General features: G+C 65.2%; 27 protein-coding genes. 14 read left to right on the top strand and 13 right to left on the bottom strand.

The genetic code is table 11. The annotated features are described in order from the left end of the window. Positions 1-55 precede the first annotated feature (55 nt). The 3 genes from ASD14_RS06060 to ASD14_RS06050 are packed head-to-tail and all read right to left on the bottom strand — an operon-like array spanning position 56 to position 2,411. Positions 56-298 carry a DUF6587 family protein gene (locus ASD14_RS06060; protein WP_056130451.1) on the bottom strand — a complete coding sequence of 81 codons (243 nt, stop codon included), beginning with the start codon at positions 296-298 and terminating at the stop codon, positions 56-58. Continuing rightward, positions 298-2,154 (bottom strand): ferrous iron transport protein B, encoded by a 1,857-nt coding sequence (gene feoB / locus ASD14_RS06055; RefSeq protein ID WP_056130449.1) that lies wholly within the window; start codon positions 2,152-2,154, stop codon positions 298-300. Before feoB ends, ASD14_RS06060 begins: the two co-directional genes overlap by 1 nt. After that, complete coding sequence (locus ASD14_RS06050; RefSeq protein ID WP_056130446.1) at positions 2,151-2,411, bottom strand: FeoA family protein; 261 nt, start codon at positions 2,409-2,411, stop codon at positions 2,151-2,153. Before ASD14_RS06050 ends, feoB begins: the two co-directional genes overlap by 4 nt. A 143-nt stretch (positions 2,412-2,554) precedes the next feature. Between ASD14_RS06050 and ASD14_RS06045 the strand changes: the two genes are divergently transcribed. From ASD14_RS06045 to yeiP, 10 genes are all read left to right on the top strand, one after another. Then, positions 2,555-3,343: an enoyl-CoA hydratase/isomerase family protein gene (locus ASD14_RS06045; RefSeq protein WP_056130443.1), complete on the top strand. Its 789-nt coding sequence runs from the start codon at positions 2,555-2,557 to the stop codon at positions 3,341-3,343. Between the two features lies 1 nt (position 3,344). Then, complete coding sequence (locus ASD14_RS06040) at positions 3,345-3,731, top strand: VOC family protein (RefSeq protein ID WP_056130440.1); 387 nt, start codon at positions 3,345-3,347, stop codon at positions 3,729-3,731. 2 nt (positions 3,732-3,733) lie between these two features. Further along, entirely contained in the window at positions 3,734-5,752 is a 2,019-nt protein-coding gene (locus ASD14_RS06035) for an acetyl/propionyl/methylcrotonyl-CoA carboxylase subunit alpha (protein ID WP_056132173.1), read from the top strand. Between the two features lie 7 nt (positions 5,753-5,759). After that, a complete protein-coding gene (locus tag ASD14_RS06030) occupies positions 5,760-6,653 on the top strand; it encodes a hydroxymethylglutaryl-CoA lyase (protein ID WP_056132171.1) in 894 nt (297 codons plus the stop codon). 10 nt (positions 6,654-6,663) lie between these two features. Further along, complete coding sequence (locus tag ASD14_RS06025) at positions 6,664-9,234, top strand: EAL domain-containing protein (protein ID WP_056130437.1); 2,571 nt, start codon at positions 6,664-6,666, stop codon at positions 9,232-9,234. After that, on the top strand, positions 9,235-9,723 hold the full coding sequence (locus ASD14_RS06020; RefSeq protein ID WP_056130434.1) for a GNAT family N-acetyltransferase: 489 nt from the start codon (positions 9,235-9,237) through the stop codon (positions 9,721-9,723). Next, on the top strand, positions 9,723-11,018 hold the full coding sequence (locus ASD14_RS06015) for an amidohydrolase family protein (protein ID WP_056130431.1): 1,296 nt from the start codon (positions 9,723-9,725) through the stop codon (positions 11,016-11,018). The genes ASD14_RS06020 and ASD14_RS06015 overlap by 1 nt, the downstream gene beginning before the upstream one ends. 106 nt (positions 11,019-11,124) lie before the next feature. Further along, positions 11,125-11,895 carry an SDR family NAD(P)-dependent oxidoreductase gene (locus ASD14_RS06010; RefSeq protein ID WP_056130428.1) on the top strand — a complete coding sequence of 257 codons (771 nt, stop codon included), beginning with the start codon at positions 11,125-11,127 and terminating at the stop codon, positions 11,893-11,895. Further along, on the top strand, positions 11,892-12,176 hold the full coding sequence (locus tag ASD14_RS06005) for a hypothetical protein (RefSeq protein ID WP_056130425.1): 285 nt from the start codon (positions 11,892-11,894) through the stop codon (positions 12,174-12,176). The genes ASD14_RS06010 and ASD14_RS06005 overlap by 4 nt, the downstream gene beginning before the upstream one ends. Positions 12,177-12,180: 4 nt before the next feature. Continuing rightward, entirely contained in the window at positions 12,181-12,747 is a 567-nt protein-coding gene (gene yeiP / locus ASD14_RS06000) for an elongation factor P-like protein YeiP (RefSeq protein ID WP_056130422.1), read from the top strand. Positions 12,748-12,808: 61 nt separating this feature from the next. Here yeiP and ASD14_RS05995 read toward each other — a convergent pair whose 3' ends face one another. Further along, positions 12,809-13,402 carry an NUDIX hydrolase gene (locus ASD14_RS05995; RefSeq protein ID WP_056130419.1) on the bottom strand — a complete coding sequence of 198 codons (594 nt, stop codon included), beginning with the start codon at positions 13,400-13,402 and terminating at the stop codon, positions 12,809-12,811. 150 nt (positions 13,403-13,552) lie between these two features. Here ASD14_RS05995 and ASD14_RS05990 point away from each other — a divergent pair, with 150 nt between their 5' ends. The 4 genes from ASD14_RS05990 to mtnC all read left to right on the top strand — a co-directional run bounded on the left by ASD14_RS05990 (position 13,553) and on the right by mtnC (position 17,256). Beyond that, positions 13,553-15,070: an amino acid permease gene (locus ASD14_RS05990; RefSeq protein ID WP_056130417.1), complete on the top strand. Its 1,518-nt coding sequence runs from the start codon at positions 13,553-13,555 to the stop codon at positions 15,068-15,070. A gap of 98 nt (positions 15,071-15,168) precedes the next feature. Beyond that, the gene (locus ASD14_RS05985; protein WP_056130415.1) at positions 15,169-15,807 is read left to right on the top strand and encodes a methylthioribulose 1-phosphate dehydratase; all 639 of its coding nucleotides are present in this window, start codon (positions 15,169-15,171) and stop codon (positions 15,805-15,807) included. A 71-nt stretch (positions 15,808-15,878) separates the two neighbouring features. Continuing rightward, positions 15,879-16,442, top strand: coding sequence for an acireductone dioxygenase (locus tag ASD14_RS05980; RefSeq protein WP_056130411.1), 564 nt, complete (start codon positions 15,879-15,881; stop codon positions 16,440-16,442). 103 nt (positions 16,443-16,545) lie between these two features. After that, positions 16,546-17,256 (top strand): acireductone synthase, encoded by a 711-nt coding sequence (gene mtnC / locus ASD14_RS05975; protein ID WP_056130408.1) that lies wholly within the window; start codon positions 16,546-16,548, stop codon positions 17,254-17,256. A gap of 18 nt (positions 17,257-17,274) precedes the next feature. Here the strand turns inward: mtnC and ASD14_RS05970 are convergent, their stop codons facing one another. Genes ASD14_RS05970 through hisG form a run of 9 tightly spaced genes read right to left on the bottom strand, consistent with a single transcriptional unit; the run spans position 17,275 to position 26,048 of the window. Then, a complete protein-coding gene (locus ASD14_RS05970) occupies positions 17,275-18,888 on the bottom strand; it encodes a calcineurin-like phosphoesterase family protein (protein WP_056130404.1) in 1,614 nt (537 codons plus the stop codon). A 55-nt stretch (positions 18,889-18,943) separates the two neighbouring features. Then, on the bottom strand, positions 18,944-19,567 hold the full coding sequence (hisIE, locus tag ASD14_RS05965) for a bifunctional phosphoribosyl-AMP cyclohydrolase/phosphoribosyl-ATP diphosphatase HisIE (protein WP_056130401.1): 624 nt from the start codon (positions 19,565-19,567) through the stop codon (positions 18,944-18,946). Then, the gene (hisF, locus tag ASD14_RS05960) at positions 19,557-20,333 is read right to left on the bottom strand and encodes an imidazole glycerol phosphate synthase subunit HisF (protein ID WP_056130397.1); all 777 of its coding nucleotides are present in this window, start codon (positions 20,331-20,333) and stop codon (positions 19,557-19,559) included. Before hisF ends, hisIE begins: the two co-directional genes overlap by 11 nt. Next, complete coding sequence (hisA, locus tag ASD14_RS05955; protein WP_056130394.1) at positions 20,327-21,088, bottom strand: 1-(5-phosphoribosyl)-5-[(5-phosphoribosylamino)methylideneamino]imidazole-4-carboxamide isomerase; 762 nt, start codon at positions 21,086-21,088, stop codon at positions 20,327-20,329. Before hisA ends, hisF begins: the two co-directional genes overlap by 7 nt. Further along, positions 21,085-21,684: an imidazole glycerol phosphate synthase subunit HisH gene (hisH, locus tag ASD14_RS05950; RefSeq protein ID WP_056130391.1), complete on the bottom strand. Its 600-nt coding sequence runs from the start codon at positions 21,682-21,684 to the stop codon at positions 21,085-21,087. The genes hisA and hisH overlap by 4 nt, the downstream gene beginning before the upstream one ends. Continuing rightward, complete coding sequence (gene hisB, locus ASD14_RS05945; RefSeq protein WP_056130388.1) at positions 21,684-22,760, bottom strand: bifunctional histidinol-phosphatase/imidazoleglycerol-phosphate dehydratase HisB; 1,077 nt, start codon at positions 22,758-22,760, stop codon at positions 21,684-21,686. Before hisB ends, hisH begins: the two co-directional genes overlap by 1 nt. Continuing rightward, complete coding sequence (hisC, locus tag ASD14_RS05940) at positions 22,757-23,839, bottom strand: histidinol-phosphate transaminase (protein WP_056130385.1); 1,083 nt, start codon at positions 23,837-23,839, stop codon at positions 22,757-22,759. Before hisC ends, hisB begins: the two co-directional genes overlap by 4 nt. Beyond that, positions 23,836-25,137 (bottom strand): histidinol dehydrogenase, encoded by a 1,302-nt coding sequence (gene hisD / locus ASD14_RS05935; protein ID WP_056130384.1) that lies wholly within the window; start codon positions 25,135-25,137, stop codon positions 23,836-23,838. The genes hisC and hisD overlap by 4 nt, the downstream gene beginning before the upstream one ends. Continuing rightward, entirely contained in the window at positions 25,134-26,048 is a 915-nt protein-coding gene (gene hisG, locus ASD14_RS05930) for an ATP phosphoribosyltransferase (RefSeq protein ID WP_056130382.1), read from the bottom strand. Before hisG ends, hisD begins: the two co-directional genes overlap by 4 nt. Positions 26,049-26,056 lie beyond the last annotated feature (8 nt).

Here is a 26,056-nt window from a genome sequence, read left to right as displayed (position 1 = left end):
CCTCATGCACGCGATGTCAATTCAACATAAGCACATGCCGGGTACTTCCCGGCATTTATTTGCCCGTGTCGCAACTGGTGCATCCGCCGCAGTCGCCGGCATTGGACACCGGTGCAGGCGCAAGCCATCGGCCCATTCGCTGCAGCCATGGATTCCTTCCCTCGCGCACCAGCGGCACCGCGCAAACGATACGCAGCCGGCGCACGCCAGCGGGAAACTGCTTCTTGGCGACGAATACGATGCTCAGCAGCACCGCGATCGCGATCATTGTGTATTGCGCGAGCACGCCGGCGTCCATCAGCCAGCCCCCAGCGCGACCGCGACCTGATAGGTAATCAGCGAAGCGAGATAGGCCAGCCCGAACAGGTAACCGGCGCTCATGCCCACCTGCTTCCACGACTGCGTCTCGCGTTTGATGGTCGCAAGCGTGGAGATGCACTGCGGCGCGTAGATGTACCAGACAAGCAGCGACAGCGCGGTCGCCAGCGACCAGTCATGCGTGATCAAGGGCGCCAACGCCTGGGCGGCGGCGGCATCATCGGCAGCTGACAGCGCGTAGACGGTCGCCAGTGATGAAACCGCTACCTCGCGCGCCGCAAGGCCCGGGATGAGTGCGATGCAGATCTGCCAGTTGAAACCGATCGGCGAGAACACCGCAGTCATCGCACGGCCGATATGACCGGCGAAGCTCTGCGTGACGTCGCCACCACCGTTCGGAAAATACAACAGCACCCACAGCAGCACGGTCAACGCGAGGATGATGCCGCCCACGCGCTTGAGGAAGATCGCCGCGCGTTCCCACAAGCCCAGTGCCAGATCGCGTGGGTGGGGAAAACGGTACGAGGGAAGTTCCAGCAGCAACACGTGTTCGTTCTTGTCGCGACGCCACTTCTTCATCACCCAGGCCACGGCCAGCGCACTCGCGATGCCGGCCGCGTACAACGCGAACAGCACCAGGCCCTGCAGGTTGAACAACCCGACCTTCTGCTGCGGAATGAAGGCACCGATCAGCAACGCATACACCGGCAGCCGCGCCGAACACGTCATCAGCGGCGCAACGATGATCGTCGCAAGGCGGTCGCGCGGATCCTGGATCGATCGCGTGGCCATGATGCCCGGAATCGCGCAGGCGAAGCTCGAGAGCAGCGGAATGAAGGAGCGTCCCGACAGGCCGGCGGACGCCATCAGCTTGTCGAGCAGGAAGGCGGCACGCGGCAGGTAACCGCTCTCTTCCAGCGCAAGGATGAAGGCGAACAGGATCAGGATCTGCGGCAGGAACACGATCACGCCGCCGACACCTGCAATGATCCCCTTCACAATCAGGCTGTTGAGTGGGCCCGGCGGCAGTGTGGCTTCGGCCCATGCACCTAGTGCGGCGGTTCCTGCGTCGATCAGGTCCATCAGTGGCGTGGCCCAGGCGTACACGGCCTGGAAGATCAGGAACATCACGACCGCCAGCGACAGCAATCCGACGACCGGATGCAACAGCCAACGATCGAGTGCGTCGTCGATCTCGGCGGTCCGGCGCGGCATTGTCACGGCGAGCGACAGCAGTCGGCGGGTCTCAGCGTGCAGCGCTTCGGGTTCGAGCGCGCCGTTTCCGCTAAGGAGGGGCGCGCGCGGCTCGTGCAGCGATTCGGTAACGGCATCGAGCCTGGCGATGAGTTCGTGTGCCCCATCGCGACGCACCGCGATCGTGGGAACGACCGGGACACCCAGCTCGCGCTCGAGTGCCACCAGGTCAACTTCGATGCCGCGGCGGCGCGCCGCGTCCATCATGTTGACCGCCACCACCATCGGCTTGCCGAGCGCGCGCACTTCGAGCGCGAAGCGCAGATGCAGTCTCAGGTTGGTGGCGTCGACGACACAGACGATGACGTCCGGCGCAGGTTCGCCAGGGTAGAAGCCGCGGCAGAGATCGCGGGTGATCGCCTCGTCCAGGCTCGCCGCGTGCAGGCTGTAGGCACCGGGAAGATCCAGCAGCGCATAGTGCCGGCCCGAAGGCGCGTGGAAGCGGCCTTCCTTGCGTTCCACGGTGACGCCCGCGTAGTTGGCGACCTTCTGCCGGCTGCCGGTCAGCAGGTTGAACAGCGCGGTCTTGCCACAGTTCGGGTTGCCGACGAGTGCAAGCCGGATGGCGGACGCGCTGCTCACGCGGGCACCTCGACGGCACCGTTGTCGGCAACGACCCGCACGCGGGCCGCCTCACTGCGGCGCAGCGCGAAACGGGTGAAGCCGATCTGGACAAGCAATGGTTCCGCGGCAACCGGCCCGGCCGCCATTACTTCCACGCGTTCGCCGCGGACAAAGCCGAGTTCGCGCAGGCGGCGCGCGATGGCATCGTTCGGCACCTGGTCTTCCACCCGCTCCACGGTGGCGGCGATGCGGCGTGGCAGTTCGGAGAGCTTCAAGATCGTTCACCCGGTGGCTGGCATGGCCACAAATGGGAATTGTTCTCATTCTAGCAGGCGCGCGAGCGCACCGTGACAGGACCGTGAGAAGCAGTGGACGGGTCCTGCTCGCTATCATTCAGGCTTCACGACACGGACTGCCCATGAGCCATCCCCTGTTGAGCCTGCGCGAAGGTCCGGTCTGCCGGCTGCGCATGAACCGTCCGGATCTGCACAACGCGTTCGACGCCGTGCTCATTGCGGCGTTGACCGGTGCACTGGAAGCCGCAAGCGGCGACGAAGCCGTCCGCGTCGTCATCCTCGAAGCCGAAGGCCCATCCTTCTCCGCCGGCGCCGACCTGAACTGGATGCGCGGGATGGCCTCGGCAAGCGAAGAAGCCAACCGCCAGGACGCCCTCGCCCTCGCCCGCCTGATGCGCACGCTCGACGACCTGCCCAAGCCGACCATTGCACGCGTGCACGGCGCGGCCTTTGGCGGCGGCGTCGGCCTGGTCGCCTGCTGCGACATCGCGATTGGCACGCCGGAAGCAAAGTTCGGCCTGACCGAAAGCAAGCTCGGCCTGTTGCCCGCCGTAATCTCGCCCTATGTGATCGAAGCCATCGGCGCGCGCCAGGCACGGCGATGGTTCGCCACTGCGGAGATCTTTAATGCGGCCGAAGCCCAACGCATCGGCCTGCTGCACGACGTGGTGAATGCAACGGCGCTCGACAGCGCCGTGCAACGCCAGGTCGACTTCCTGCTGAAAGCCGGCCCGATCGCGGCGGCATCGGCCAAGCGCCTGGTGCGCCGGGTCGCTGGCGAAACCGACCGCGACCGGCTCGATGCCGACAATGCGGCGCTGATCGCGAAGCTGCGCGTTTCGCCCGAGGGACAGGAAGGGCTCGGCGCCTTTCTCGAAAAACGCAAGCCGTCCTGGACAGGCCCGAACTGAGATGCTGGATCACGTCGACTTCGCCGTGACCGACCTGGCGCGAAGCCGCGCCTTCTACGAAGGCGCACTCGCGCCATTGGGGATGTCGCTCGTTGTCGAGATCGATCGGAAGGACGGCGATGGTCACCAGGGCAGTGGGTTCGGGTTCGCCGATCGCCCGGTCTTCTGGATAGGCGCTGGGCGTCCGCCCAGTGGCCGGCTCCATGTGGCCTTCGCTGCGCAATCACGCGCGGCCGTGGACGCCTTCCACAAGGCTGCGGTCGCCGCCGGTGGCATCGATAACGGCGCGCCTGGCCTGCGACTACGCTATCACCCGAACTATTACGCGGCGTTTGTGCTGGATCCGGACGGACACAACATCGAAGCCGTCTGCCACAGCAAGGAATGACGATGTTCTCCAAGATCCTGATCGCGAACCGCGGCGAAATCGCCTGCCGTGTGATCCGCACTGCGCGTCGCCTCGGCATTCGCACCGTGGCCGTGTATTCGGAAGCGGATGCGGATGCACAGCACGTCCGGCAGGCGGACGAGGCGTATTGCATCGGTGGTTCTCGTCCGCAGGCGTCCTACCTCCGCGGAGATGCGATCATCGAAGTCGCCCGACGCAGCGGCGCGCAGGCGATCCATCCGGGCTACGGCTTTCTCAGCGAGAACGCCGACTTCGCCGACGCCGTGGAAGCGGCAGGCATCGCCTTCATCGGGCCCAAGGCGGCTTCGATGCGCAAGATGGGCAGCAAGGCCGGCGCAAAGGAACTGATGCACGCAGCCGGTGTGCCCGTGGTGCCGGGATACACCGGCGAAGACCAATCCGCGGACGTGCTGCAACGCGAGGCCGACGCGATCGGTTATCCGCTGATGATCAAGGCGGCGCATGGGGGCGGTGGCAAGGGCATGCGAATCGTGCGCTCTGCCGCCGAGTTCGCGGCCAATCTCGAAAGCTGCCAGCGCGAAGCGCGCAACGCCTTCGGCCGCGACCGCGTGTTGCTGGAGCGCTACGTCGAGAAGCCGCGCCATATAGAAATCCAGGTATTCGCCGATGCGCATGGCCACACGCTGCATCTCAACGAGCGCGAGTGTTCAGCGCAGCGCCGGTACCAGAAGGTGCTGGAAGAGTCGCCTTCCGTTTTCCTCACGCAGGAACTGCGCGAGGCGATGGGCAGCGCAGCCGTCGCGGCCGCGCGCGCGATCGACTATGTCAATGCGGGCACGGTGGAATTCATCGTCGGCCAGGACGGTCGCTTCTACTTCATGGAAATCAACACGCGCCTGCAGGTAGAGCATCCGGTAACGGAATTCGTCACCGGGCTCGACCTGGTCGAATGGCAACTGCGCGTGGCCGCGGGAGAAACACTGCCGTCGCGGCAGGAAGACATCCGCCAGGAAGGCCACGCCATCGAAGTGCGGCTGTATGCGGAAGATCCGGAAGCCGGCTTCCTGCCGGGTTCCGGCAAGCTCGAACGGCTGCGCCTGCCCCTTGGCGATGCGCACGTCCGCATCGATTCCGGCGTGATCGAACACGACACGGTCACGATCTTCTACGACCCGATGATCGCCAAGCTGATCGTCTGGGATCGCGATCGCCCGCGTGCCCTCGCCCGCCTGCGTGATGCGCTGGGCCAATGCGACATAGCGGGCCCGAAATCGAACATCGATTTTCTCGAGCGTCTCGCCCGCCATCCGGCCGTCGTCCAGGGCACGATCGATACCGGCTATCTCGATCGGCATCTCGACGAGTTCGTCCAATCATCGGCACGCGACGAGGCGGTCGCGGACACCGACCTGCTGCTCGCGGCAACCACGGTACAACTGCTCACGCAGGAGCGGGCCACGCGCGTTGCGGCGCGGGCTTCGGCCGATCCGGGGTCACCCTGGGCAATCGCGGATGGCTGGCGCCTCGGCCACGGCGGCCATCGCAGCCTCGCGTTCCTGCATCGCGGGCTGCGCCTGGAACTTCGAACACATGGCAGCAACGGTGAGTACCGCATCGAAGGCGTTGGATCGAACGATGCAACCCCCACCCTTTCGGGTGCACGCCTTGAAGGCGATAGCCTGACCCTGCGCATCGATGGCCGCTCGCGCCGTTTCACCGTGCTGGAGCAGGGCCGCCGCGTTGTCGTGCACGATGGTGAAAAGCGGCTGAGCCTGGAACCGGTCGCGATGTATCGTCACGAGCAGGCCCATGCCGGCAGCGGTGCGGACCGCGTCACCGCACCGATGCCCGGTCGCGTGGTCATGGTGCGCGCCACAGTCGGCGACCAGGTCGAAGCCGGCCAGGAGGTCATGGTGATCGAAGCGATGAAGATGGAACTGAGCCTCAAGGCGCCGCGTGCCGGCATCGTCAAGGAAGTGCGCGCGGCCGGTGGCGATTTCGTCGAGGCCGACGCGGTGCTCGTCGCGCTGGAGGCCTGACATGTCCATGCCCGCACTTGTACGCATCGTCGAAGTGGGTCCGCGTGACGGTCTGCAGAACGAAAAGACCACCATCGCGACCGCAGACAAGATCGCACTCATCGATCGCCTCTCGGGGACGGGACTGCGCAGCATCGAAGCGACGAGCTTCGTCAGCCCAAAGTGGGTGCCGCAACTGGCCGATGCCGCCGAAGTGTATTCGGGCATCCACAAACGACCGGGCGTGAGCTATCCCGTGCTGGTCCCCAACGAACAGGGCTATGGACGCGCACGTGCGGTTGGCGTCGAGGAGATTGCGGTCTTCACCGCCGCATCCGAGGCATTCAACCAGCGCAACATCAACGCCACCATCGACGAATCGCTCGCCCGCTTCACACCGGTGATGGAACGTGCAAAAGCCGACGGCGTAAAGGTGCGCGGCTACGTTTCCACCGTGCTCGGCTGTCCGTACCAGGGCGAAGTACCGCTCACCGACGTGGTGCGCGTCGCCAAAGCCCTGCATGCGATGGGCTGCTACGAAGTCTCGCTCGGCGACACCATCGGCGTGGGCACACCGGGCAAGGCGCGTGCCATGCTGAAGGCGGTCGCCAGTGAAGTGCCGATGTCCTCGCTGGCGGTCCATTTCCACGACACCTACGGCCAGGCGCTTTCGAACATCCTGGCCTGCCTGGAAGAAGGCGTGGCCGTGATCGACTCGGCCGTATCGGGAACCGGCGGCTGCCCGTATGCAAAGGGCGCCAGCGGAAACGTCGCCAGCGAAGACGTTGTGTATATGCTGCACGGACTCGGCATCGGGACCGGGATCGATCTCGACGGGCTGGCCGAAACAGGGCGCTGGCTTGCCGCTCTTCTCGGGCGCGAGACCGGCAGCAAGGCAGGAAAGGCGCTGCTTTCGACATGATGGGATCGAAATGAACATCACGGGGCCGTTGAGGGTCGTCGAACCGGCATCGGAAACCGATGCGGCTTCCACCCTTGCGGCTCTCGAGCAAGCCTGCGGCGATGCTTCCCTGCCGGAGTACGTGCGCACGCTGCTGCTGCAAGCCCGGGATGCACTGCGCAAAGCCGGCCAGGCCGCCGATGTCGAACGCAGCCGGTACCGCGCAGTCTTCGACGCCGTTCCCGATCCGGTCAGCATCATCGATTGGGACGGCACGGTGCTGGACGTCAACAAGGCCGGCATGGCGGCGTACCAGCGCACGCTCGATGAAATCGTCGGCAAGCCGATCGAGTTCCTCAATCCGGACCTGCCACGCGACCACCTGCGTCCGGTATGGGAATCGCTGAGCCGTGGCGAAACCTATGTCATCGAAGTCACCAACATGCGCGCCGACGGGACGCGCTTTCCGGTGGAAGTGCATTCGGCGGGCATCAACATCGACGGCAAGATGCGCATCGTTGCCGTCGCGCGCGATCTCAGTGGACGCCATGCAGCGGAGCTGCGCTATCGCGAACTGATGGAAACGATCGACAAGGGCATCGTCGTCCGCGATGCGCAGGGCACCATCATCCACGTCAATCCGGCCGCGATGCGCATCCTGGAAATCCGCGACGGGGCCACGCTGGAAGAGGACCTGCGCGCCGACAACTGGCAGACCTTCGACGAGCACGGCCGCGAAGTTTCCGAGATGGAACAGCCGGCGACGTATGCCCTGCGGACCGGCAGGATCGTCGAGAGCACGGTGCTCGGCTTCTACAACAAGCGCGTGCGCCAGCTGAAGTGGTTGTCGGTGACGTGCGTGCCGCAGTTCGCCGCCGGCGCGAGCAGCCCCGAACAGGTGCTCTCGCTGTTCTCCGACGTGACCGAACTCAAGCGCGACAGCGCGTTGTTCGATCGTGCGCAGGCGCTCGCGCATATCGGTGGCTGGGAATGGGACACCGGACGGAACACGCTGTACCTCACCGAGGAAGCGCGCCGCATCGTCGGCCAGGAACCCTCGCCCGTCACCATCGACGAGCTGATGGCCTGCCTGCGCGAACCCGATCGCCGCCGCCTGCGCACGGCGCTCGACCACGCGCTCGCGGACGGACGCAGCCTCAACCTTGACCTGCAGGGCTGGCAGGCGAACGGCCATCTGTTCTGGGTCCGCGTGATCGGCGAAGCCGACACCGCCGACCCGCTCAGCACGCACGTCACCGGTACGCTGCAGGACATCACCGAGCGCAAGCAGGCCGAAGAAACCCTGCGCGTGCAGGCGCGGACCGATCCGCTGACGGGCCTGCTCAATCGCGATGCCGTGCTGGAAGAACTCGAGACACGCCTGTCGGACGCGACGCTTGCGCGCGCGGCGGTGCTCTATATCGACCTCGATCGCTTCAAGATCGTCAACGACGTACTCGGCCATGCCGCGGGCGATCGCCTGCTTTCGGCCGCTTCGCGCCGCATCCAGCGTGCGGTCGGCAGCGAGGGGCTTATCGCCCGATTCGGCGGCGACGAGTTCCTGGTGATCTGTTCCATCGGCGACGAACCCACGCGACCAGAACGCCTTGCCGACGCGATCCTCGAGGCCTTCTCGGAAAGCTTCCGCATGGATGGCGAGGAATTCAGCATCACCGCCAGCATCGGGATTGCCCAGGCGCCGATCGACGGCCGCCGCGCGCAGCAGCTGATCCAGAACGCCGACGTCGCGATGTACGCCAGCAAGCGCCGTGGCCGCAACGACTGGCAGGCTTTCACCGCCGAACTCGCCGAGCAGCAGCTGCAACGCCTGCAACTGGAAACCCACCTGCGCCGCGCGGTGATCAACGACGAATTCAACCTCGTCTACCAGCCGCTGGTGCAGATCGAAACCGGCAAGGTCGTCGGCGCCGAAGCCCTGATCCGCTGGAACAATCGCCTGCTCGGCGAAATGCGCCCGGATCATTTCATCAGCCATGCCGAAACCACCGGCGACATCGTCGGCATCGGCGGCTGGGTCCTGCGCGAAGCGTGCCAGCAGATGCGCCGCTGGCTCGATCGCGGACTGCAGCTCGAGCGCATCGCCGTGAACGTGTCCTATCGCCAGTTCCTCGGCGAGGATCTCTCCGGACACGTGCGCGCCGCCCTCGCCGAATCCGGCCTGCCCGGCAGCGCGCTGGAACTGGAATTCACCGAGCGCGTGCTGATCGAGGACGCGCCGGACACCGTGCGTACCTTCGCCGCGCTTCGCGACATGGGCATCGTGCTCACGATCGACGACTTCGGTGAAGGCTACAGCGCCCTCAATTACCTGCGCCGCCTGCCGATACACGGGCTCAAGCTCAGCCAGCTGTTCGTGCAGGGGGTGCCGGATCGCGCGTCCGATGTCGCGGTCTGCCAGGCCGTCACCGGCATCGCGCGCAGTCTTGGTCTTGGCCTCGTTGCCGAAGGCATCGAAACCGAACGCCAGCGCCGCTTCCTGCTGGACCTCGGCGTCACGGTCGGCCAGGGCTTCCTGTTCGCACCCGGGCTGACCTCGGAAGAACTGCAAGCTGCGTATCCACCCATCAAGGAGCCCCGTTGAATGTTGTCCCGTTGGAAGATCAGACCCATCGAACCCCGTGACGATGCGGCCGTGGCTGCGATCATCCGCACCGTGATGCCGGAATTCGGTGCGATCGGCGATGGATTCGCCATCAACGATCCGGAAGTCGACTGGATGCAACGTGCTTATTCGCAGCCGCGCAGCGCCTACTTCGTGGTGGAACTCGAAGGCAAGATCGTCGGCGGTGGCGGCGTGGCGCCGTTGGCGGGTGGCGACGAGGACACCTGCGAGTTGCGGAAGATGTATTTCCTCAAGCACGTCCGCGGCCAGGGCATCGGCAGCGAAATGCTCAAGCGTTGCCTCGAAGCCGCGCGCTCGTGCGGCTTCCGCTTCTGCTACCTGGAAACGCTGAGTGGCATGAACGACGCGATCCAGCTCTACGAGCGCCACGGCTTCAAGCGCATCGGCACGCCACGCGGCCGCACCGGGCATGGCGGCTGCAACACCTACTACCTTCGCGAGCTGTGATGTCGCGTTTGCTCGCGACTGTGTGCGCTGGCGTGCTCCTGCTAGGGGCTGTTTTTTCTGCGCATGCGGGCGCACCGGTTTCGACGTTCCTGCTTCGTCCGGACAAGGTATGGACCGGCGACGACGCACCGGCGCATCCGGGTTGGGCGGTGCTGGTACGCGATGGCGTCATCGTCGCTGCCGGCGAGGAGCGGACCCTTTCGGTTCCCGCAGGCGCACGACGCATCGACCTGCCGGGCACCACGCTGACGCCCGGCCTCATCGACCTGCATTCGCACCTGTTCCTGCATCCGTACAACGAAGCCGCCTGGAACGACCAGGTATTGAAGGAACCGGAGGCGTATCGGACGGTGCTCGCCGCCAGGCACGCGCGTGACACGCTGATGGCCGGCTTCACCACGCTGCGCGATCTCGGTACCGAAGGCGCCGGTTATGCGGATGTCTCGATCAAACGCGCGATCGACGAAGGGCTGATTCCCGGTCCGCGACTGTTCATCGCGACTCGCGCCATCGTCGCCAGCAGCAGCTACGGGCCGGCGCCGCGCGGCTTCCGTCCCGACATCGAGTTGCCGCAAGGCGCGCAGGAAGTCACTGGCCGCGAGGAAGCCATGCGCGCCGTGCGCGAGCAGGCCGGGCGCGGCGCCGACTGGATCAAACTTTATGCCGATTACCGCATCGGCAGCGAAGGCAGCGCGCAACCGACGTTCACCGCCGGAGAATTGCAGGCGATCGTCGAAGCAGCACACCTGTCGGGACGCCCCGTGGCTGCGCACGCCGCCAGCGACAAGGGCATGCGCATGGCGATCGAAGCCGGCGTCGACAGCATCGAACACGGTTATGCCGGCAGCGAAGCGACATTCCGCCGGATGCGCGATCGCGGTGTCGCCTACCTGCCGACGCTGACGGCCGTCGAAGCCACCGAGCAATACTTCAATCACTACCAACCGGGCCAGCCGCCGACGCCGAAGATGCAGGAAGCCGAACAGGGATTCCGCAGGGCGCTGGCGGCAGGCGTGACCATTGGCTGTGGCAGCGACGTGGGCGTGTTCCGCCACGGCGACAACTGGCGCGAACCCACATGGCTGGTAAAGCTGGGAATGACGCCTGCGCAGGCGCTGCGTGCCTGCACCAGCGTGGCCGCAGGAATCCTGCGTCAACAGGACCGCATCGGCCGCATCACGCCAGGACTGCGCGCCGATCTCGTCGCATTCACCGGCGATCCAAGCGAGCGGATCGAAGCGCTGCAGCAGCCCGTATTGGTGATGAAGGACGGCGTGTTGCTTCGCCAGCCCTGAAGCAACCGTTGCTCGCCACGGCCAGCGGCGCGCGGCTTTGGCCCGTGGTACGCCCGGCTACCCCCGAGCGGCTAAAATCGCCTCTTTCCGCCTTCAGGGACTCTCCATGCAGCTCAATACCGTCCGCGCCATCGTCACCGGCGGCGTCTCCGGCCTCGGCCTCGCCGTCGCGAAGCATCTCGTCGCCAACGGCGGCAAGGTCGCGCTGTTCGATGTCAACGATGACAAGGCTGCCGCCGCTGTTGCCGAACTGGGCGACGCCAACGCGCGCTACTTCAAGACGGACGTGAGCAACGAAGCCGGCGTGACTGCGAATGTCGAAGCCGCAAAGCAGTTCCTCGGCGGCCTCAATGCGGCAATCAACTGCGCGGGCATCCTCGGCGCGGGCCGCGTGATCGGCAAGGAAGGCCCGATGCCGCTGTCGCAGTTCCAGACGACGGTGATGGTCAACTTGGTGGGCAGCTTCAACGTCGCCAAGGCCGCTGCCTCCGTGATGCAGAACAACGAAGCCGGCGAAGACGGCGAGCGTGGCGTGATCGTCAACACCGCGTCGGTCGCCGCCTTTGAGGGCCAGATCGGCCAGGCCGCGTATTCGGCGAGCAAAGGGGGCGTGGTCGGTATGACCCTGCCAATGGCGCGCGAACTCTCGCGCTTCGGCATCCGCGTAATGACCATCGCGCCGGGCGTGTTCTGGACGCCGATGGTCGATGGCATGCCGGAATCGGTGCAGCAGTCGCTCGCAGCGACCATCCCGTTCCCGTCGCGGCTCGGACGTCCGGAAGAATTCGCGGACCTCGTCGCCTACATCCTCGGCAACCGCTATCTCAATGGCGAGACCATCCGCCTTGATGGCGCCACCCGGCTACAGCTGAAGTGAACTTCGGCCAGCGCACCGAGTTGTGGATCCGCGAACAATGGCCGGCCATCCGTGCCCGTGGGTTCGCGCGCTTCGTACTGGTGCGCGGGCTGCTGACCTATGGCGGGAGCATGGCCGTGGCGATCGCCGTCATGGTCACGCTCACGTTGGGAACCGATCATCCTCGCCTGCCTATGCTGCTCGGCATCGCCATGCCGCTCTGCGCCATCGGCGGACTGCTCTGGGGCGCGCTGACCTGGTGGGTCAACGAGCGTCTCTTCCGATCCCTCACTTCAAGATGAATCCATGAAGGCTTACGACGTAAAAAAAGGCAACGTTGTCGAATACAACAACGGCGTGTACCAGGTGCGCGACATCGAGCGCAGCTCGCCGCAAGGCCGCGGCGGCAACGTGAAGTACCGTTTCACCATGTACAGCGTTCCGGGCGGCAACAAGCTCGACGTCAGCATGGGCGCCGAGGACGAGCTCAAGGAAGTCGAACTGAGCCGCCGCGAGGCCACGTTCTCGTACAAGGACGGCGATGCCTTCGTGTTCCTCGACGACGAGGACTACACGCCCTACACGCTCGACGCGGATGTCGTCGGCGATGCCGCAGGTTTCATCGTCGATGACCTGACCGGTTGCTACGTGCAGATCATCGACGACCAGCCGGTCGCGTTGCAGCTGCCACAAAGCGTGGCTATCGAAGTCGTGGAAACCCCGCCGGAACTCAAGGGCGGCACCGCCACCAAGCGCCCGAAGCCGGCCAGGCTGTCGACGGGCATCGAGATCATGGTTCCCGAATACATCGGTTCGGGCGAGAAGGTACTGGTGAACACGACGACCGGCGAATTCGCGGGTCGCGCCGACTGATCCGCAGTTCGCTGCGGACCAAACCCAGGGCCAGACCGCATATGCGTCTGGCCTCTTGCTTTCACGCGAACCGATCGATTCGAGACAGCCACTTCCCCGCCATGCGCCGCATGGATTCGTCGGCGCCGGCGGCGTCCGCAATGCCCGCGATTTCGCGCCACGCGAGATCATGTGACTCGTCGCTCACGACGTATTCCTCGTCAGCTCCCGCACGCACGACATAACGCACGTCGTAGTGCCAGTGCCCGGGCACGTCGCCGCGCGCGGGGATCCAGTGACGATCGAGATCGAAGATCTCGCGTACCACGTCCAGCTCCTGCAGCCCCGATTCTTCCTCCGCCTCCCGCAGCGCCACGCGCGCCAGATCGCGATCGCCGTCGGCGTGGCCGCCCAGTTGCAACCAGCGATCGAGCTTGCGGTGGTGCGTGAGCAGCACACGCATGCCTGTCCGGTCGACGAGCCAGCAGGACGCTGTGAAGTGTCCTTCCAGCCGCTCGCGCGTGAACGGATCCGCCGCGTCGTGATCCGCCAGCAAGCCGCCAAACAAATCCACTGCAGCAGCCTCGTCGGGCCAGCGCCGCGCATAGTCGCGCAGCGCATGATGCAGTGCGTCATCCAGGGAAGGCGTGTCGGCTGTGGCGGCGATCTCGTTCATGGTCAAGCAGCTCGTGGGGTACGCAATTATCGCCCCTGCCAGCCGCACCTTGTGCCTTTGCGGCGCCGCACGGTATGGTGCGGCCGGCTCACGTACCGCCCCAACGCGGGAAACCGTGTGTCTGGTCAACCGCTTTTGGGGGAGAACGTAATGCTGTTTCAACGCAGGAAACCGCTGGACCTGATTCTGGAGACCGCCGGCAAGCGCGCACTGACGCGCCAGCTCGGCGCGTTCGACCTCACGATGCTCGGCATCGGTGCGGTCATCGGCACGGGCATCTTCGTGCTGACCGCCGTGGCGGCCAACAAGGCCGGTCCCGGCATGATGTACTCGTTCATCATCGCGGGCATCGTCTGCGCGCTGACCGCGCTGATCTACTCCGAAATCGCCGCGATGGTGCCGGTGTCCGGTTCGGCCTATACGTACTCGTATGCCGTGCTCGGCGAGCTGATCGCCTGGATGGTCGGCTGGGCGCTGATCCTGGAATACGCGGTCGCGGCGGGGGCGGTGTCGGTCGGATGGTCCGGCTACGCCAACGGCTTCCTGCATGTACACAACATGGGACTGCCGGCGGCGCTCACGGCCGGTCCGTTCGACACGATCACGCTTCCCGACGGCACCACGGCAAAGGGCAGCTTCAACCTCATCGCCTTCCTGCTGGCGCTGGTGGTGACCTGGCTGCTCGCAATCGGCACTTCGAAATCGGCGAAGGTCACGGCCGTGCTGGTGATGATCAAGATCGCCGCGCTCAGCGCCTTCGTCCTGCTCGCGTTCCCCGCCGTGGAAAGCCAGAACTTCGTGCCGATGCTGCCGAACGGCTGGGGCACCCCGCTGGCCGGCGTGGGCGTGCTCGGCGCCGCGGCTTCGATCTTCTTCGCCTATGTCGGATTCGATGCGGTTTCCACCGCCGCGGAAGAAACGAAGAACCCCAACCGCAACATCCCGATCGGCCTGATCGGCTCGCTGGCGATCTGCACCATCTTCTACCTGCTGGTTGCCTACACGGCCGTGGGCTCGATGGGTGCACAGCCGGGCGGCCCGCTTTCGCAGAGCAAGGAGCCGCTGGCGTTCGTGCTGCGCAACATCGGTTGGCCGCGCATCGGTGACCTGGTCGCGGGTGCCGCCATCATCGCGCTGCCTTCGGTCGTGCTGATGATGATGTTCGGCCAGACGCGCATCCTCTTCACGATGTCGCGCGACGGCCTGATGCCCGAAGCCCTCTCGCGCGTGCATCCGAAGTTCCACACGCCGTACATCGTCACCTGGATCACCGGGATCTTCGTGGCCTTCTTCGCCGCGCTGTTCCCGGTGGGCGAGCTGGCCGACATCTCGAACGCCGGCACGCTGTTCGCGTTCTTCATGGTGGCCGCGGGCGTGATGGTCCTGCGCATCACCGAACCGTCCCGTCACCGCCCCTTCCGGACGCCACTGATCTGGGTCGTCGGCCCGCTGGCGATGGCGGGCTGCGTGCTGCTGTTCTTCAGCCTCGGCTGGAATCCGACCATCAAGTTCTTCTGCTTCTGGGCCGTGTTCGGCCTCGCCATCTACTTCTTCTTCGCCCGGCGCCGCAGCCACCTGGCGCCCGGCAACGAACACCTGTTGCACGGCATGATCGAGAAGCTGCCGCCGGATCCGCTGGTGCACGAGGGCCCGAGCACCGGCCCATAACGCAGCAGTCAGTCCGTGTGAAAAGCCCGGCTCCGGCCGGGCTTTTCCGTTATGGCACCGTCGGCATGCCGCCGAAGCGGGGTTGATACAATTTGCGCATGAATCCTCCCCCGCCCTACGACCCCGAGCGCCTGGCGCAGTGCGCCGGAGAAATCATCGCCAACGTGCGCGAGCTGTCCGAACGCGGCTGGACACCCGCGACGAGCAGCAACTTCTCCCAGCGCATGGACGAACGGCACGTGGCGATCACCGTGTCTGGTCGGGACAAGGGCAAGCTCACCGAAGCCGACATCATGGTCGTGGACGTGGACGGACAGCCTGTTGCCACCGATCTGAAGTCGTCCGCCGAAACCCTGCTCCACACCCAGCTCTACAAGCGCTTCCCCGAAGTTGGTTGCGTGCTGCACACGCACTCGCATAACCAGACCGTGGCTTCGCGCCTGTTCGCCGGCATGGGACACGTGCACCTGGAAGGCTATGAGTTGCTGAAGGCCTTCGCCGGCAACACCACGCACGACACCGAAATCGACGTGCCGGTGTTCGCGAACACGCAGGACATGCATACGCTCGCCGCGCAGGTCGATGCCCTGCTCGACAAGCAATGCATGTGGGGCTACCTGATCGATGGCCATGGCCTGTATGCCTGGGGCCGCGACATGGGCGAAGCGCGCCGTCACCTGGAAGCCTTCGAATTCCTGCTCGGCTGCGAGCTGGACCTGCGCCGCCTGCGCTCGTAGGGCGGACTCGAGTCCGTCGATCGATCCCATCACTTGCCGGTGGGCCAGCGCCCACGCTACAGAAGAGCACCATGAGCCGCCTGCGAATCTTTGCCGAAGACAATCCCCGCGAACCGCAGCTGACCACCGGCGACCAGGCCGAAATGGCCCGCGAACTGGCGAAGATCAATGTCGGTTTCGAGCAGTGGGCGGCGGACAAGCCCGTTGCGCCCGGCGACGCGCCGGACATCATCCTCGATGCGTATCGCAGCGACATCGACCGCCTCATCGCCGAACGCGGCTTCAAGACGGTCGATGTCGTCAGCATCGCGCCGGACAATCCGCAGAAGGAAGCGATGCGCGCGAAGTTCCTCGACGAACACTTCCACAAGGAAGACGAGGTGCGCTTCTTCGTCGCCGGTTCCGGCCTGTTCACCCTGCACGTCGGCGACAAGGTCTACGAGATCAGGTGCGAGGAAGGCGACCTGATTTCCGTTCCCGACAGCGCGCTGCACTGGTTCGACATGGGACCGGAGCCGAGTTTCGTGGCGATCCGCTTCTTCACCGAGCCGGATGGCTGGGTCGGGCACTTCACAGGCACCGATATCGCGCAGAAGTTTCCACGTTACGAGCCACGCCTCGAGGAAGGGCAGTAACGATCCGTTCCAACGCCTCGCGGAAACGGCGCGCCGCGCTCTTCTTCCCGCTGCAGCCTGACGTATGAAAGCGACTGCCTGCCGCCCGTAAATTGATGACCCCATGCCCATCCGCGCCATCCTCACCGACATCGAAGGCACCACCAGCAGCATTTCCTTCGTCAAGGACGTGCTGTTTCCTTACGCGCGCCGTGCGCTGCCGGCATTCGTCGCCGCGCGCAGCAGTGAACCGGGCGTGCGCCGCTGGCTCGACGCGGTCGCCACTGAGAACGGTGGCATGTGCGACGACCGCATGATCGTCGAGGTGCTGCAGGGCTGGATCGACGAGGACCGCAAGCACACCGCGCTGAAAGCGCTGCAAGGAATGATCTGGGCCGACGGTTACCACAGCGCCGATTTCACCGCGCACATCTATCCAGACGCTGCTCCTGCACTCGCCGCGTGGAAGGAAGCGGGCATTCCGTTGTACGTGTATTCCTCCGGCAGCGTGCCTGCGCAACGCCTGTTTTTCGGGCACAGCGACGCAGGCGACCTGACACCGTTGTTTTCCGGCTGGTTCGATACCGAAATCGGCGGCAAGCGCGAGGCTGCGAGCTATCGCCGGATCGCCGAATCCATCGGCGTCGAACCGTCCGCGATCCTGTTCCTCTCCGACATCGTCGAGGAACTGGATGCGGCGCGCGAAGCTGGCCTGGCGACCGTGCTGGTCGACCGCCGCGAGGACTACCTGCAACCGCGCAGCGGCGACGCCACGCACGGCCACACGCGCGTCGAGTCGTTCGCCGATATCCCGCGGGAACTGTTCGCTTCCTGAACCCCCACGACAGGAATCCTATTCGGCTGCTTCGTCAAGCCGATAGTTCGTTTCCGCCAGTTGTTCCCCCTGCCAGCGGTCGAATGCGCGCACCTGCACGCGATGCGCGCCGGCAGGAAGATCGGTCGGCAATACACCGCGCCACAGGTGCGGCGACGGCTTGGCGGGCGGCGCGCGATCGTACCCGCGCAATACCGACGCCTGATCGTCCTTGAGGTTTTCGGCGAGCAACCGCGGATCGGGTTCCGCAACCATCTTCATGGATTGCCACGCACCGCCATCGACGCGGTATTCCACCTTTATCTTCGCATCGCCCATGAACACGTTGGCATACACGCCGAAAGATGGCCACGATCCGCGACGCAGCACGTTCGGCGCGTACAGGAACATCGCCGGGGTAACCGCGGTATCGCCGGCGGGCAGTCGCACCGGATGCCAGGAGAGACGGTAGTCGCCACCCGCACGTACCTCAAGCCGCGCATACCCGTTGGGCGTGCCGTCCTGCATCGTGGAATCCGGAATGCCGTCGGCATCCTTCACTCCGGACCAGAACGCGCCGCACGCCGCGCCGACGTTGTATTCGTGCAATGGCGTTTCACCGTGCCAACCGCCATCGGCGCCGTGCCACACGTGCTGTTGTGCGTGGGCATGGCCGCTGAGCAGCAACACCTTCGGAAACTGACGAAGCAGCGCGAACAAGCGATCGCGATCGGCATGGCGGAAGGTCTCGACGCCAGGCGCGGTATCGAAAAGCGGGATGTGGACTGCAAGCACGAGTAGCCGATCCTTCGGTACCGATGGCAGGTAACGTTCGAGGAAGGTGAACTGCTCTTCGCGCAGGCCACCGACGTAGGCCGGCGCATGGCCGGGACTGGCGACAACGTCGTCGAGTACTACAAAAGCTGCTTCAGGCTCTTCCCACGCCCAGGTATCCGGACCGAAGTGGCGATGGAAACTGACCAGCGAATCCTCGTCGTCCTTTGCACCCACATCGACATCGTGGTTACCGGCTGCATGCAGCCAGGGCACCCCGAGCTTCGCGGTTGTCGCGATCACCGCCGGATACAGCACAGGCTGGTCATTCACGATGTCGCCAAGGCTCAGGCCGAGATCACCGGCCAGGCCCTGGAAATAGAACTGCCCGAAGCCGTGCCCCATGTCGACCGCACGTTCACGCTGCAGGGGTTCGACGATATCGCGACGGTAATAATCGACATCGCGCAACGATTTTACTTGCGGATCAGTCATCACGATCACGCTCAGCTGCTTCCGGCGATTCGGCGACGGCCGCGATGCCCGCAGCGCGAAATCGCATGCGGAGCTTTCCGCCCCCTGATCGGTGGAACGCCACAGGTCAGGCAAGCCGTCGGCGCGGCGCACGCTGTCGTAGTTCGCAGGCTTGATGGCAAACAACGCGCGATCGCCGGATGCGGCGAGTTCGTACTGGCCTTGCGAATCGGTGGAACTCAACTGCACGCCGTCGGAAAGTTTTACGCCTGCAATGCCCGGCTCGCCGGCGTCGCGCTTTCCATTCCCATTGCGGTCCTCGAAAACGGTGCCCGAGTTGCACCCGGTTCCCGCCAGCACGTCGGTGACCAACAGCGAGAGAACGATGGCAAATACGATCCGCATGCAACCTCCTATGGCTGCAGCGATTATCCGAGCCTCCGGCTACTTCGCAAGCCGGTCAGGCGACAGGTCGTGAAGCCTCGGCGTGACGGGAACGCAAGACTTCCGTTGCATCATGGAGCGACAACCCGCGCGAGCGCAGCAACACGATCAGGTGGAACAACAGGTCAGCCGCTTCGCCCAGGAGCGCCCTGTCGTCCTGTGCAACGGCAGCCAGAGCGGCCTCCACGCCCTCCTCGCCCACTTTCTGCGCGATCGCACGAACGCCCGCGTCGAAGAGTTTCGTGGTGTAGCTGCCGGCCGGGCGCTCGCAGTCGCGGCGATCCACCAGACCCTGCAACTCGGCGAGGAAATCCCCCTTCGCGGTGGCGAAGCAGCTGGCCCGCTGCAGATGGCAGGTCGGCCCGTTTGGACGCGCGGTGACCAGCAGGGTGTCGCCATCGCAATCGGCTTCTATCGAAACCAGATCGAGGAAATGTCCCGATTGCTCGCCCTTCATCCACAACCGGCCCCTGCTGCGGCTGAAGAACGTGACGCGACGGCTGTCCAGCGAGACCTGCAAGGCCGCACGGTCCATGTAACCCAGCATCAGGACGCGTAACGTGCCTGCATCCTGCACGATCGCTGGCAGCAGTCCGTCCTGCTTGTCCCAGGCGAGTGCGTCGATCTGTTCAGCCTGCATCGCGCACCTCGATGTCCTGCTCGCGAAGTGAACGCTTGAGTTCCGGAATGCGGATCGCCCCGGAATGGAATACCGATGCGGCCAGAGCGCCATCGACATCGGCATCGCGGAATACCTGCGCAAAGTGTCCGGCGGTGCCGGCTCCGCCCGACGCGATCAGCGGCACATCGCAGAGTTTACGCACCGCCCGCAGCTGCACCAGGTCGTAACCATTACGCACACCGTCGCTGCCCATGCAGTTGAGCACGATCTCGCCGGCACCAAGCTGCTGCGCTTCCACGACCCAATCCAGCATCCGCTTCGCGAGCGCGCGCGTCCGCGAGGGGTCGCCGGTGTACTGGCGCACGCGCCACTCGCCGTCTTCGTCGCGCAGGCTGTCGATGCCGACCACGATGCACTGGACCCCGAATGCGGCCGCGAGCTCGCCGATCAATCCAGGGCGCTCCAGCGCAGGCGTGTTGACGGAAATCTTGTCCGCACCCGCGTAAAGCAGCACGCGTGCGTCTTCGACGTCGCGGATGCCACCCGCCACGCAGAAAGGAATGTCGATGACTCGCGCCACGCGTTCCACCCAGCTGCGATCGGCGCGCCGGCCTTCTGGGCTGGCGGTGATGTCGTAGAACACGAGCTCGTCCGCACCTTCGTCGCGATACCGCAACGCAAGTTCAAGGATGTCGCCCATGTCGACGTGATCGCGGAACTTCACGCCTTTCACGACGCGGCCATCGCGCACATCCAGGCAGGGAATGATCCTGCGGCTCAGCATGCGCGTTCCTCCACCAGACGTTCCTCTGCCAACGCCGCAGCCAGGTCGAAGTGGCCTTCCAGCAACGCCTTGCCGAGCACGACGCCAGCGCAACCTGCGGCGCGCGCCGCGACGATGTCTTCGATACCGCGCGCGCCGCCTGAAGCCTGAAGCTGCAACCGTGGCGCCTGCGCGAGGATGCCGCGATACAGGGCGAGGTTCGGACCCGCCAGCATGCCGTCGCGATCGATGTCCGTGCACAGCGCATGCCGCAGTCCGGCTTCGGCATAGATCGCGATCATGTCGGCTAGCATCATCCCGCTCTGCTGCGTCCAGCCCGCGATCGGCAACTGCCAGCTGCCACCGACGTTACGTGCGTCAAATGCTACGGTGATATTTTCCGCACCGACGGTTTGCAACCAGCCGAGTACGGTATCGGGATCGCGCACGGCGAGCGAACCGATCACGACGCGATCCGCGCCCGCTTCGAGCATGCGATTCACGTCGTCGCTGCTGCGCACGCCGCCGCCGGTCTGTACCTGCAATCCCGTCGCAGCCTTGATGGCACCCAACAACGGCGACAGCGTGTAACCGCCTTCGCGCGCCGCGTCGAGATCGACGAGATGCAGCCAGCGCACGCCCGCTTCTGCGTATCGCTTCGCGATCGTAAGCGGATCGTCGGAATAGCGGGTTTCCTGTTTGTAATCGCCCTGGCGAAGCCGGACGACGCGGCCTTCGCGCACATCAACAGCGGGCAACAACGCGAAGTCGCTCATGCCAAACGCTCCGACAGGAAGTTCTCGAGCAGCTTCGCCCCAACAGCCGCGGAACGCTCCGGATGGAACTGCGCGCCCCAGCAGTTTCCATGGCGCACCACCGCGGCGAATTCTTCGCCATGCGACGACGTCGCCAGCGTGTCTTCGCCCATGGGAGCGACATAACTGTGGACGAAGTAGGCCTGCGCGCCTTCCGGCACACCGCTGAGCAAGGAATCTTCACGAAGCGGCTTCAATGTGTTCCAGCCCATCTGCGGGACGCGGATGCCCTGGCCGCCCGCCAACTTGCGCACACGCCCGGGAACGAGGCCCAGGCACTGCGTGTCGTCCTCCTCCGAGGAGTCGAACAACAACTGCATGCCCAGGCAGACGCCGAGCAGCGGCTGCCTGACTGCGCGCACCACGTCGACGAGTTCAAGTTCGCGCAGCCTTGCCATGCCTGGCCCTGCCGCGCCTACTCCGGGCAGGATCACGCGATCGGCGCTAGCTATGACCTGCGGATCTGCCGTGAGCTGCGCGTTCACGCCCAAGCGTTCCAGCGCGTATTTCACGGAGCCGATGTTGGCGCCGCCCGAATCGATCAGCACCACTTGCATCACAGTACGCCCTTGGTGCTCGGCAATGCGGTTCCTTCGCGGCGAACGGCTTCCCGCAGTGCGCGCGCCAGCCCCTTGAATGCACCTTCGATCATGTGGTGGTCGTTTTCGCCGCGCAGCTGCACGTTGATGTTGATGCCGGCCGCATCGCTCAGCGAACGGAAAAAATGCGGAACCAGCTCGGTCGGCAGGTCGCCGACGCGCTCGCGCCTGAACTCGCCTTCGAAAACGAGATATGCGCGGCCGGAAAAATCGAGTGCTACCTGCGCCAGCGCCTCGTCCATCGGCAGCACGAAACCGTAGCGGCCAATGCCCCGCTTGTCGCCGAGCGCATCCTTGAGCGCCTGCCCCAGCGCGAGCGCGGTGTCCTCGACGGTGTGGTGCTCGTCGATGTGCAGGTCGCCTTCGGCGCGAACCGAAAGCGCGATGCCGCCGTGCTTGCCGAGCTGTTCCAGCATGTGGTCGAAGAACGGAAGGCCGGTGTGGACCTGTGGTTCGGCTGCACGATCCAGGTCGATTTCGACGGTGATGTCGGTTTCCTTGGTCCTGCGCCGGACCTTTGCGGTACGCGGTGCGTCGGCGAGTTCGTGGGCGATGCCCGCCCAGTCCCATTCGCCGCCGAACTGCGGCGTCTTCAGCTGGAATGCGCGGATGCCCATGTTCTTCGCGAACTGGTTGTCGGTCTCGCGATCGCCCACCATCGCGGATGTGTCGAGGTCGATGCTGCGATCGCGCAGGTAATGCATCGCGAGGCCGATGCCCGGCTTGCGCGTAGGCAGGTTTTCCTCGGGGAAGCTGCGATCGATCAGTTCCTCGCGGAAGGTGATGCCCTGGCTTTCGAACACCTGCAGCATCAGCCTGTGCGGGCCGTCGAAGCTGCCCTGCGGATACGTCTCGGTACCGAGGCCGTCCTGGTTGCTGACGATGACGAATTCGTAGCCTGCATCGCGCAGCTTGAGCAGTGCCGGGATCACGCCATTGACGAAGCGCAACTTCTCGAAGCTGTCGATCTGGAAGTCTTCCGGCTCCTCGATCAGCGTGCCATCGCGGTCGATGAACAGTATTTTCGTGCTCATGCGGCGGCTGCCTTGCGTTTATCCAATGCTGCGATCACGCGATCGTTCTGTTCCGGCGTGCCGATGCTTATCCTCAATGCGTTGCCTAGCTGCGGCGCGGCGCGCTGGTCGCGCACCACGATGCCGGCTGCAAGCAGCGCGCGGAACGCGGCTTCGGCGTCGCTGAAACGCACCAGCAGGTAATTGCCCTGCGACGGATAGACGCGGAGCACGCCGGCCATCGCGTCAAGCACGGGCAGCAAACGAGCGCGCTCGCCCTGGATGGTTTCCACGCGCTGGCGGGTAAGATCGAGCGCCGCTTCGGACAAACCGGATAGCGCGAGTTCGGCGCACGGTGTCGGCACGGGATACGGTGCCTGGCAACAGCGCAGCACGTCGATCAGTTCGGTGTTTGCGACTAGCGAACCGATGCGTGCGGCAGCCAGTGCGTGCGCTTTCGACAGCGTGCGCAGCACAGCGATGTTGGAGAACCCGTCGAGCAACGTGATCGCCGAAGGAACGTCGGAAAACTCGCCGTAAGCCTCGTCTACGACTACCAGGGCACGGCCTTCGAGCCTGCGCGCCAGTGCTTCGACTTCCGCCAGCGGGATCGCGGCGCCGGTGGGATTCGACGGCGAGCACAGGAACACGAGCTTGGCCTGGTTAGTCAGCGCCGTTTCGGTGATTGCTTTGAAATCAGGCGTGAATCCCGCTTCGCCATCCACCAGCGGCACGTCGATGCGACGCGCATCCTGCAGGCGCGCGCAGACCGCGTACATGCCGAACACCGGAGGCGTCACCACGACAGCGTCGCGGCCCGGCTCGCACAATGCGCGCACCAACAGGTCGATGGCTTCATCACTGCCGCGCCCGATCAGCAGTTGTGATGCATTGCAGCCATACAGCTGCGCAAGCCGCTCGCGCAACGCCTGCGGTTGCGGATCGGGATAGCGCCGGCTGCCGCCGCTGTCGTCGGCGGGATTAGCCCAGGCCGATTCGTTGGCGTTGAGCCAGATCTCTCCCTGCAACGATTCGGTCCGTGCCGAGGAATAGCCGGCGAAGCCGCGCAGGTCGCTGCGCACGAAATCGAGCACGCTCATGCCGCAAGCGCCTCCAAGCGCAGTTGCACTGCAAGGCGGTGCGCATCCAGTCCTTCGGCGGACGCGAGCTCGACGGCGCAAGGACCAATGTCGCGCAGCCCACCGATCGTCACTTCCTGCACCGTGATCGCGGTCTGGAAGCTCGCCACGCTAAGGCCACTGCACCAGCGCGCTGCGCCGCTCGTGGGCAGCACATGGTTCGTTCCGCTGCAGTAATCGCCGAGCGCTTCCGGCGCCCAGTCGCCGAGGAAGACAGATCCTGCGCTGCGCACTCGCGGCAGCCAGCCGCGCGCATCGCGCAAGGCGAGAATGAGATGCTCGGGCGCGTACTGGTTGCTGATTTCGAACGCCTGTTCCAGCGAATCCGCGCGGATCGCCAGCGAGGCGTTCAACGCTGCTCGTGCGATCGCTTCGCGCGGCAGGCTGGATACCTGGCGCTCCACTGCATCGCCGACGGCATCGAGGATCTCGCTGCCATTGCTGATGAGCACCACCTGCGAATCGGTGCCGTGTTCGGCCTGTGACAGCAGGTCGGCCGCGACGAATTCCGGGTTCGCGCCGGTATCGGCTATCACGAGTACTTCGGAGGGACCTGCGGGCATGTCGATGCCCGCGCCGCCTTCCATCATCGAGACCAGGCGTTTGGCTTCGGTCACGTACGCATTGCCGGGACCAAACAGCTTGTCGCAGCGCGGTACCGATTCGGTACCGAACGCCATGGCCGCAATCGCCTGCGCCCCGCCAATCTTGAACACGCGGCGGATGCCGCAGCATTGCGCAGCGAACAAAACGGCCGCGTCCGCCTTGCCGTCGGCACGCGGCGGCGTGCACAACGCGATGTCATCGCAGCCGGCGAGCGATGCGGGAACGCCCAGCATCAAGGCAGTGGATGGCAAGGGTGCCGAGCCCGCCGGCACATATAGTCCGACGCGCGGAATGGCGCGAAGAATGCGGCCGCAGTGCACGCCGGCAGCGGTATCGACAGTGAATTCGCCGCTCATGCCGGCTTCGTGAAAACGGCGGATGCGCGAAGCCGCTTCGATGATGGCCGCACGCAGAGTCGCGGATAGACCGGCTTCCGCGGCAGCGAACTCGGCAGCTGTCACTGCGAAATCTTTCAGCTCAACACGATCGAAACGCGCCGTGTAGGCGCGCAGCGCGGCATCCCCGCCAGCCCGCACCGCATCCAGTATTTTCGCCACGGCAGCACTGGTTTCGGGTGCGGTGACCTGCGACGGACGGCGCAACACCGATGCACGTTTCCCGGCATCGAGCTGGCTCCACTCGATGCGCTTCATGCGAGCAGTCCTTCCACCGGCAGCACCATGAGGCCGCGGGCGCCTGCGCGCTTGAGTTCCTCGAGGCGCTGCCAGGTCAGTGCGCCGTGGCACAGCGCCTGCAACGCGAGCCGCTCCTCGCCATCGATCAGCATCACTGTGGGTGCTTCGGCATCAGGCAACAGCGGCAACAGCGTCGGCAACAATTCGCGCGGCGCCTGGAACATCAGCAGCTTGCTGCGTCGAATGCGCAGCGCTCCGTCGAGGCGCCGAAGCAGCAACTCCATCAATTCGCCGCGCACATCCTCCAGCTCCGCGGCGGGGCCAGCCAGAACGGCTTCGCTCTCGAACAATGTCAGCACGGGCTTGAGCTGGTTCGCCGCGAGCGTTGCGCCGCTGGAAACCAGATCGCAGATCGCATCGGCCTGGCCGAGGCGCGGTGCGATTTCCACCGAACCCGACAGCAACACGACCTGTGCTTCGATGCCCTGCTCCGCCAGCCACTTCGACAACAGCTGCGGATAGCTCGTGGCGATGCGCTTGCCGGCGAGTTGCGATGCATCGCGCCAGGTCCAGCTGTCGGGCACTGCGACCGCCAACCGGCAACCACCGAAGCCGAGCGGCTGCAGTTCGCGGAAACGCGCGCCGGACCCATTGACCTTCCCGGACAGATCCTGCTCGCACAGTACATTGCGGCCGACGATGCCCAGATCGCAGACGCCCTCGGCGATCAGGCCGGGAATGTCATCGTCGCGCACCAGCAGCAGGTCGATGGGAAGGCTCTCGCCGTAGCAGAACAGGCGGTCGCGGCTCTCGCGCCAGCTCAGACCGCACGAAGCGAGCAAGGCACGCGCGGGTTCAGCCAGGCGGCCCGACTTCTGGATGGCGATGCGCAGACGGTCGCGGCCTGCTACCGGGGTGGCTGGAGTCATCACAGCGC

This window comes from Lysobacter sp. Root494 (assembly GCF_001427225.1).
In the GTDB taxonomy this organism is placed as follows: domain Bacteria; phylum Pseudomonadota; class Gammaproteobacteria; order Xanthomonadales; family Xanthomonadaceae; genus Agrilutibacter.
This window is presented reverse-complemented; position numbering and strand designations above follow the sequence as displayed.

Excerpts from the sequence above, each read along its gene's own strand:
- ASD14_RS06060 (WP_056130451.1), bottom strand. The coding sequence starts at position 298 with ATGGACGCCGGCGTGCTCGCGCAATACACAATGATCGCGATCGCGGTG.
- ASD14_RS06045 (WP_056130443.1), top strand. The coding sequence starts at position 2,555 with ATGAGCCATCCCCTGTTGAGCCTGCGCGAAGGTCCGGTCTGCCGGCTG.
- ASD14_RS06040 (WP_056130440.1), top strand. The coding sequence starts at position 3,345 with ATGCTGGATCACGTCGACTTCGCCGTGACCGACCTGGCGCGAAGCCGC.
- ASD14_RS06035 (WP_056132173.1), top strand. The coding sequence starts at position 3,734 with ATGTTCTCCAAGATCCTGATCGCGAACCGCGGCGAAATCGCCTGCCGT.
- ASD14_RS06030 (WP_056132171.1), top strand. The coding sequence starts at position 5,760 with ATGCCCGCACTTGTACGCATCGTCGAAGTGGGTCCGCGTGACGGTCTG.
- ASD14_RS06025 (WP_056130437.1), top strand. The coding sequence starts at position 6,664 with ATGAACATCACGGGGCCGTTGAGGGTCGTCGAACCGGCATCGGAAACC.
- ASD14_RS06020 (WP_056130434.1), top strand. The coding sequence starts at position 9,235 with ATGTTGTCCCGTTGGAAGATCAGACCCATCGAACCCCGTGACGATGCG.
- ASD14_RS06015 (WP_056130431.1), top strand. The coding sequence starts at position 9,723 with ATGTCGCGTTTGCTCGCGACTGTGTGCGCTGGCGTGCTCCTGCTAGGG.
- ASD14_RS06010 (WP_056130428.1), top strand. The coding sequence starts at position 11,125 with ATGCAGCTCAATACCGTCCGCGCCATCGTCACCGGCGGCGTCTCCGGC.
- yeiP (WP_056130422.1), top strand. The coding sequence starts at position 12,181 with ATGAAGGCTTACGACGTAAAAAAAGGCAACGTTGTCGAATACAACAAC.
- ASD14_RS05995 (WP_056130419.1), bottom strand. The coding sequence starts at position 13,402 with ATGAACGAGATCGCCGCCACAGCCGACACGCCTTCCCTGGATGACGCA.
- ASD14_RS05990 (WP_056130417.1), top strand. The coding sequence starts at position 13,553 with ATGCTGTTTCAACGCAGGAAACCGCTGGACCTGATTCTGGAGACCGCC.
- ASD14_RS05985 (WP_056130415.1), top strand. The coding sequence starts at position 15,169 with ATGAATCCTCCCCCGCCCTACGACCCCGAGCGCCTGGCGCAGTGCGCC.
- ASD14_RS05980 (WP_056130411.1), top strand. The coding sequence starts at position 15,879 with ATGAGCCGCCTGCGAATCTTTGCCGAAGACAATCCCCGCGAACCGCAG.
- mtnC (WP_056130408.1), top strand. The coding sequence starts at position 16,546 with ATGCCCATCCGCGCCATCCTCACCGACATCGAAGGCACCACCAGCAGC.
- ASD14_RS05970 (WP_056130404.1), bottom strand. The coding sequence starts at position 18,888 with ATGCGGATCGTATTTGCCATCGTTCTCTCGCTGTTGGTCACCGACGTG.
- hisIE (WP_056130401.1), bottom strand. The coding sequence starts at position 19,567 with ATGCAGGCTGAACAGATCGACGCACTCGCCTGGGACAAGCAGGACGGA.
- hisF (WP_056130397.1), bottom strand. The coding sequence starts at position 20,333 with ATGCTGAGCCGCAGGATCATTCCCTGCCTGGATGTGCGCGATGGCCGC.
- hisA (WP_056130394.1), bottom strand. The coding sequence starts at position 21,088 with ATGAGCGACTTCGCGTTGTTGCCCGCTGTTGATGTGCGCGAAGGCCGC.
- hisH (WP_056130391.1), bottom strand. The coding sequence starts at position 21,684 with ATGCAAGTGGTGCTGATCGATTCGGGCGGCGCCAACATCGGCTCCGTG.
- hisB (WP_056130388.1), bottom strand. The coding sequence starts at position 22,760 with ATGAGCACGAAAATACTGTTCATCGACCGCGATGGCACGCTGATCGAG.
- hisC (WP_056130385.1), bottom strand. The coding sequence starts at position 23,839 with ATGAGCGTGCTCGATTTCGTGCGCAGCGACCTGCGCGGCTTCGCCGGC.
- hisD (WP_056130384.1), bottom strand. The coding sequence starts at position 25,137 with ATGAAGCGCATCGAGTGGAGCCAGCTCGATGCCGGGAAACGTGCATCG.
- hisG (WP_056130382.1), bottom strand. The coding sequence starts at position 26,048 with ATGACTCCAGCCACCCCGGTAGCAGGCCGCGACCGTCTGCGCATCGCC.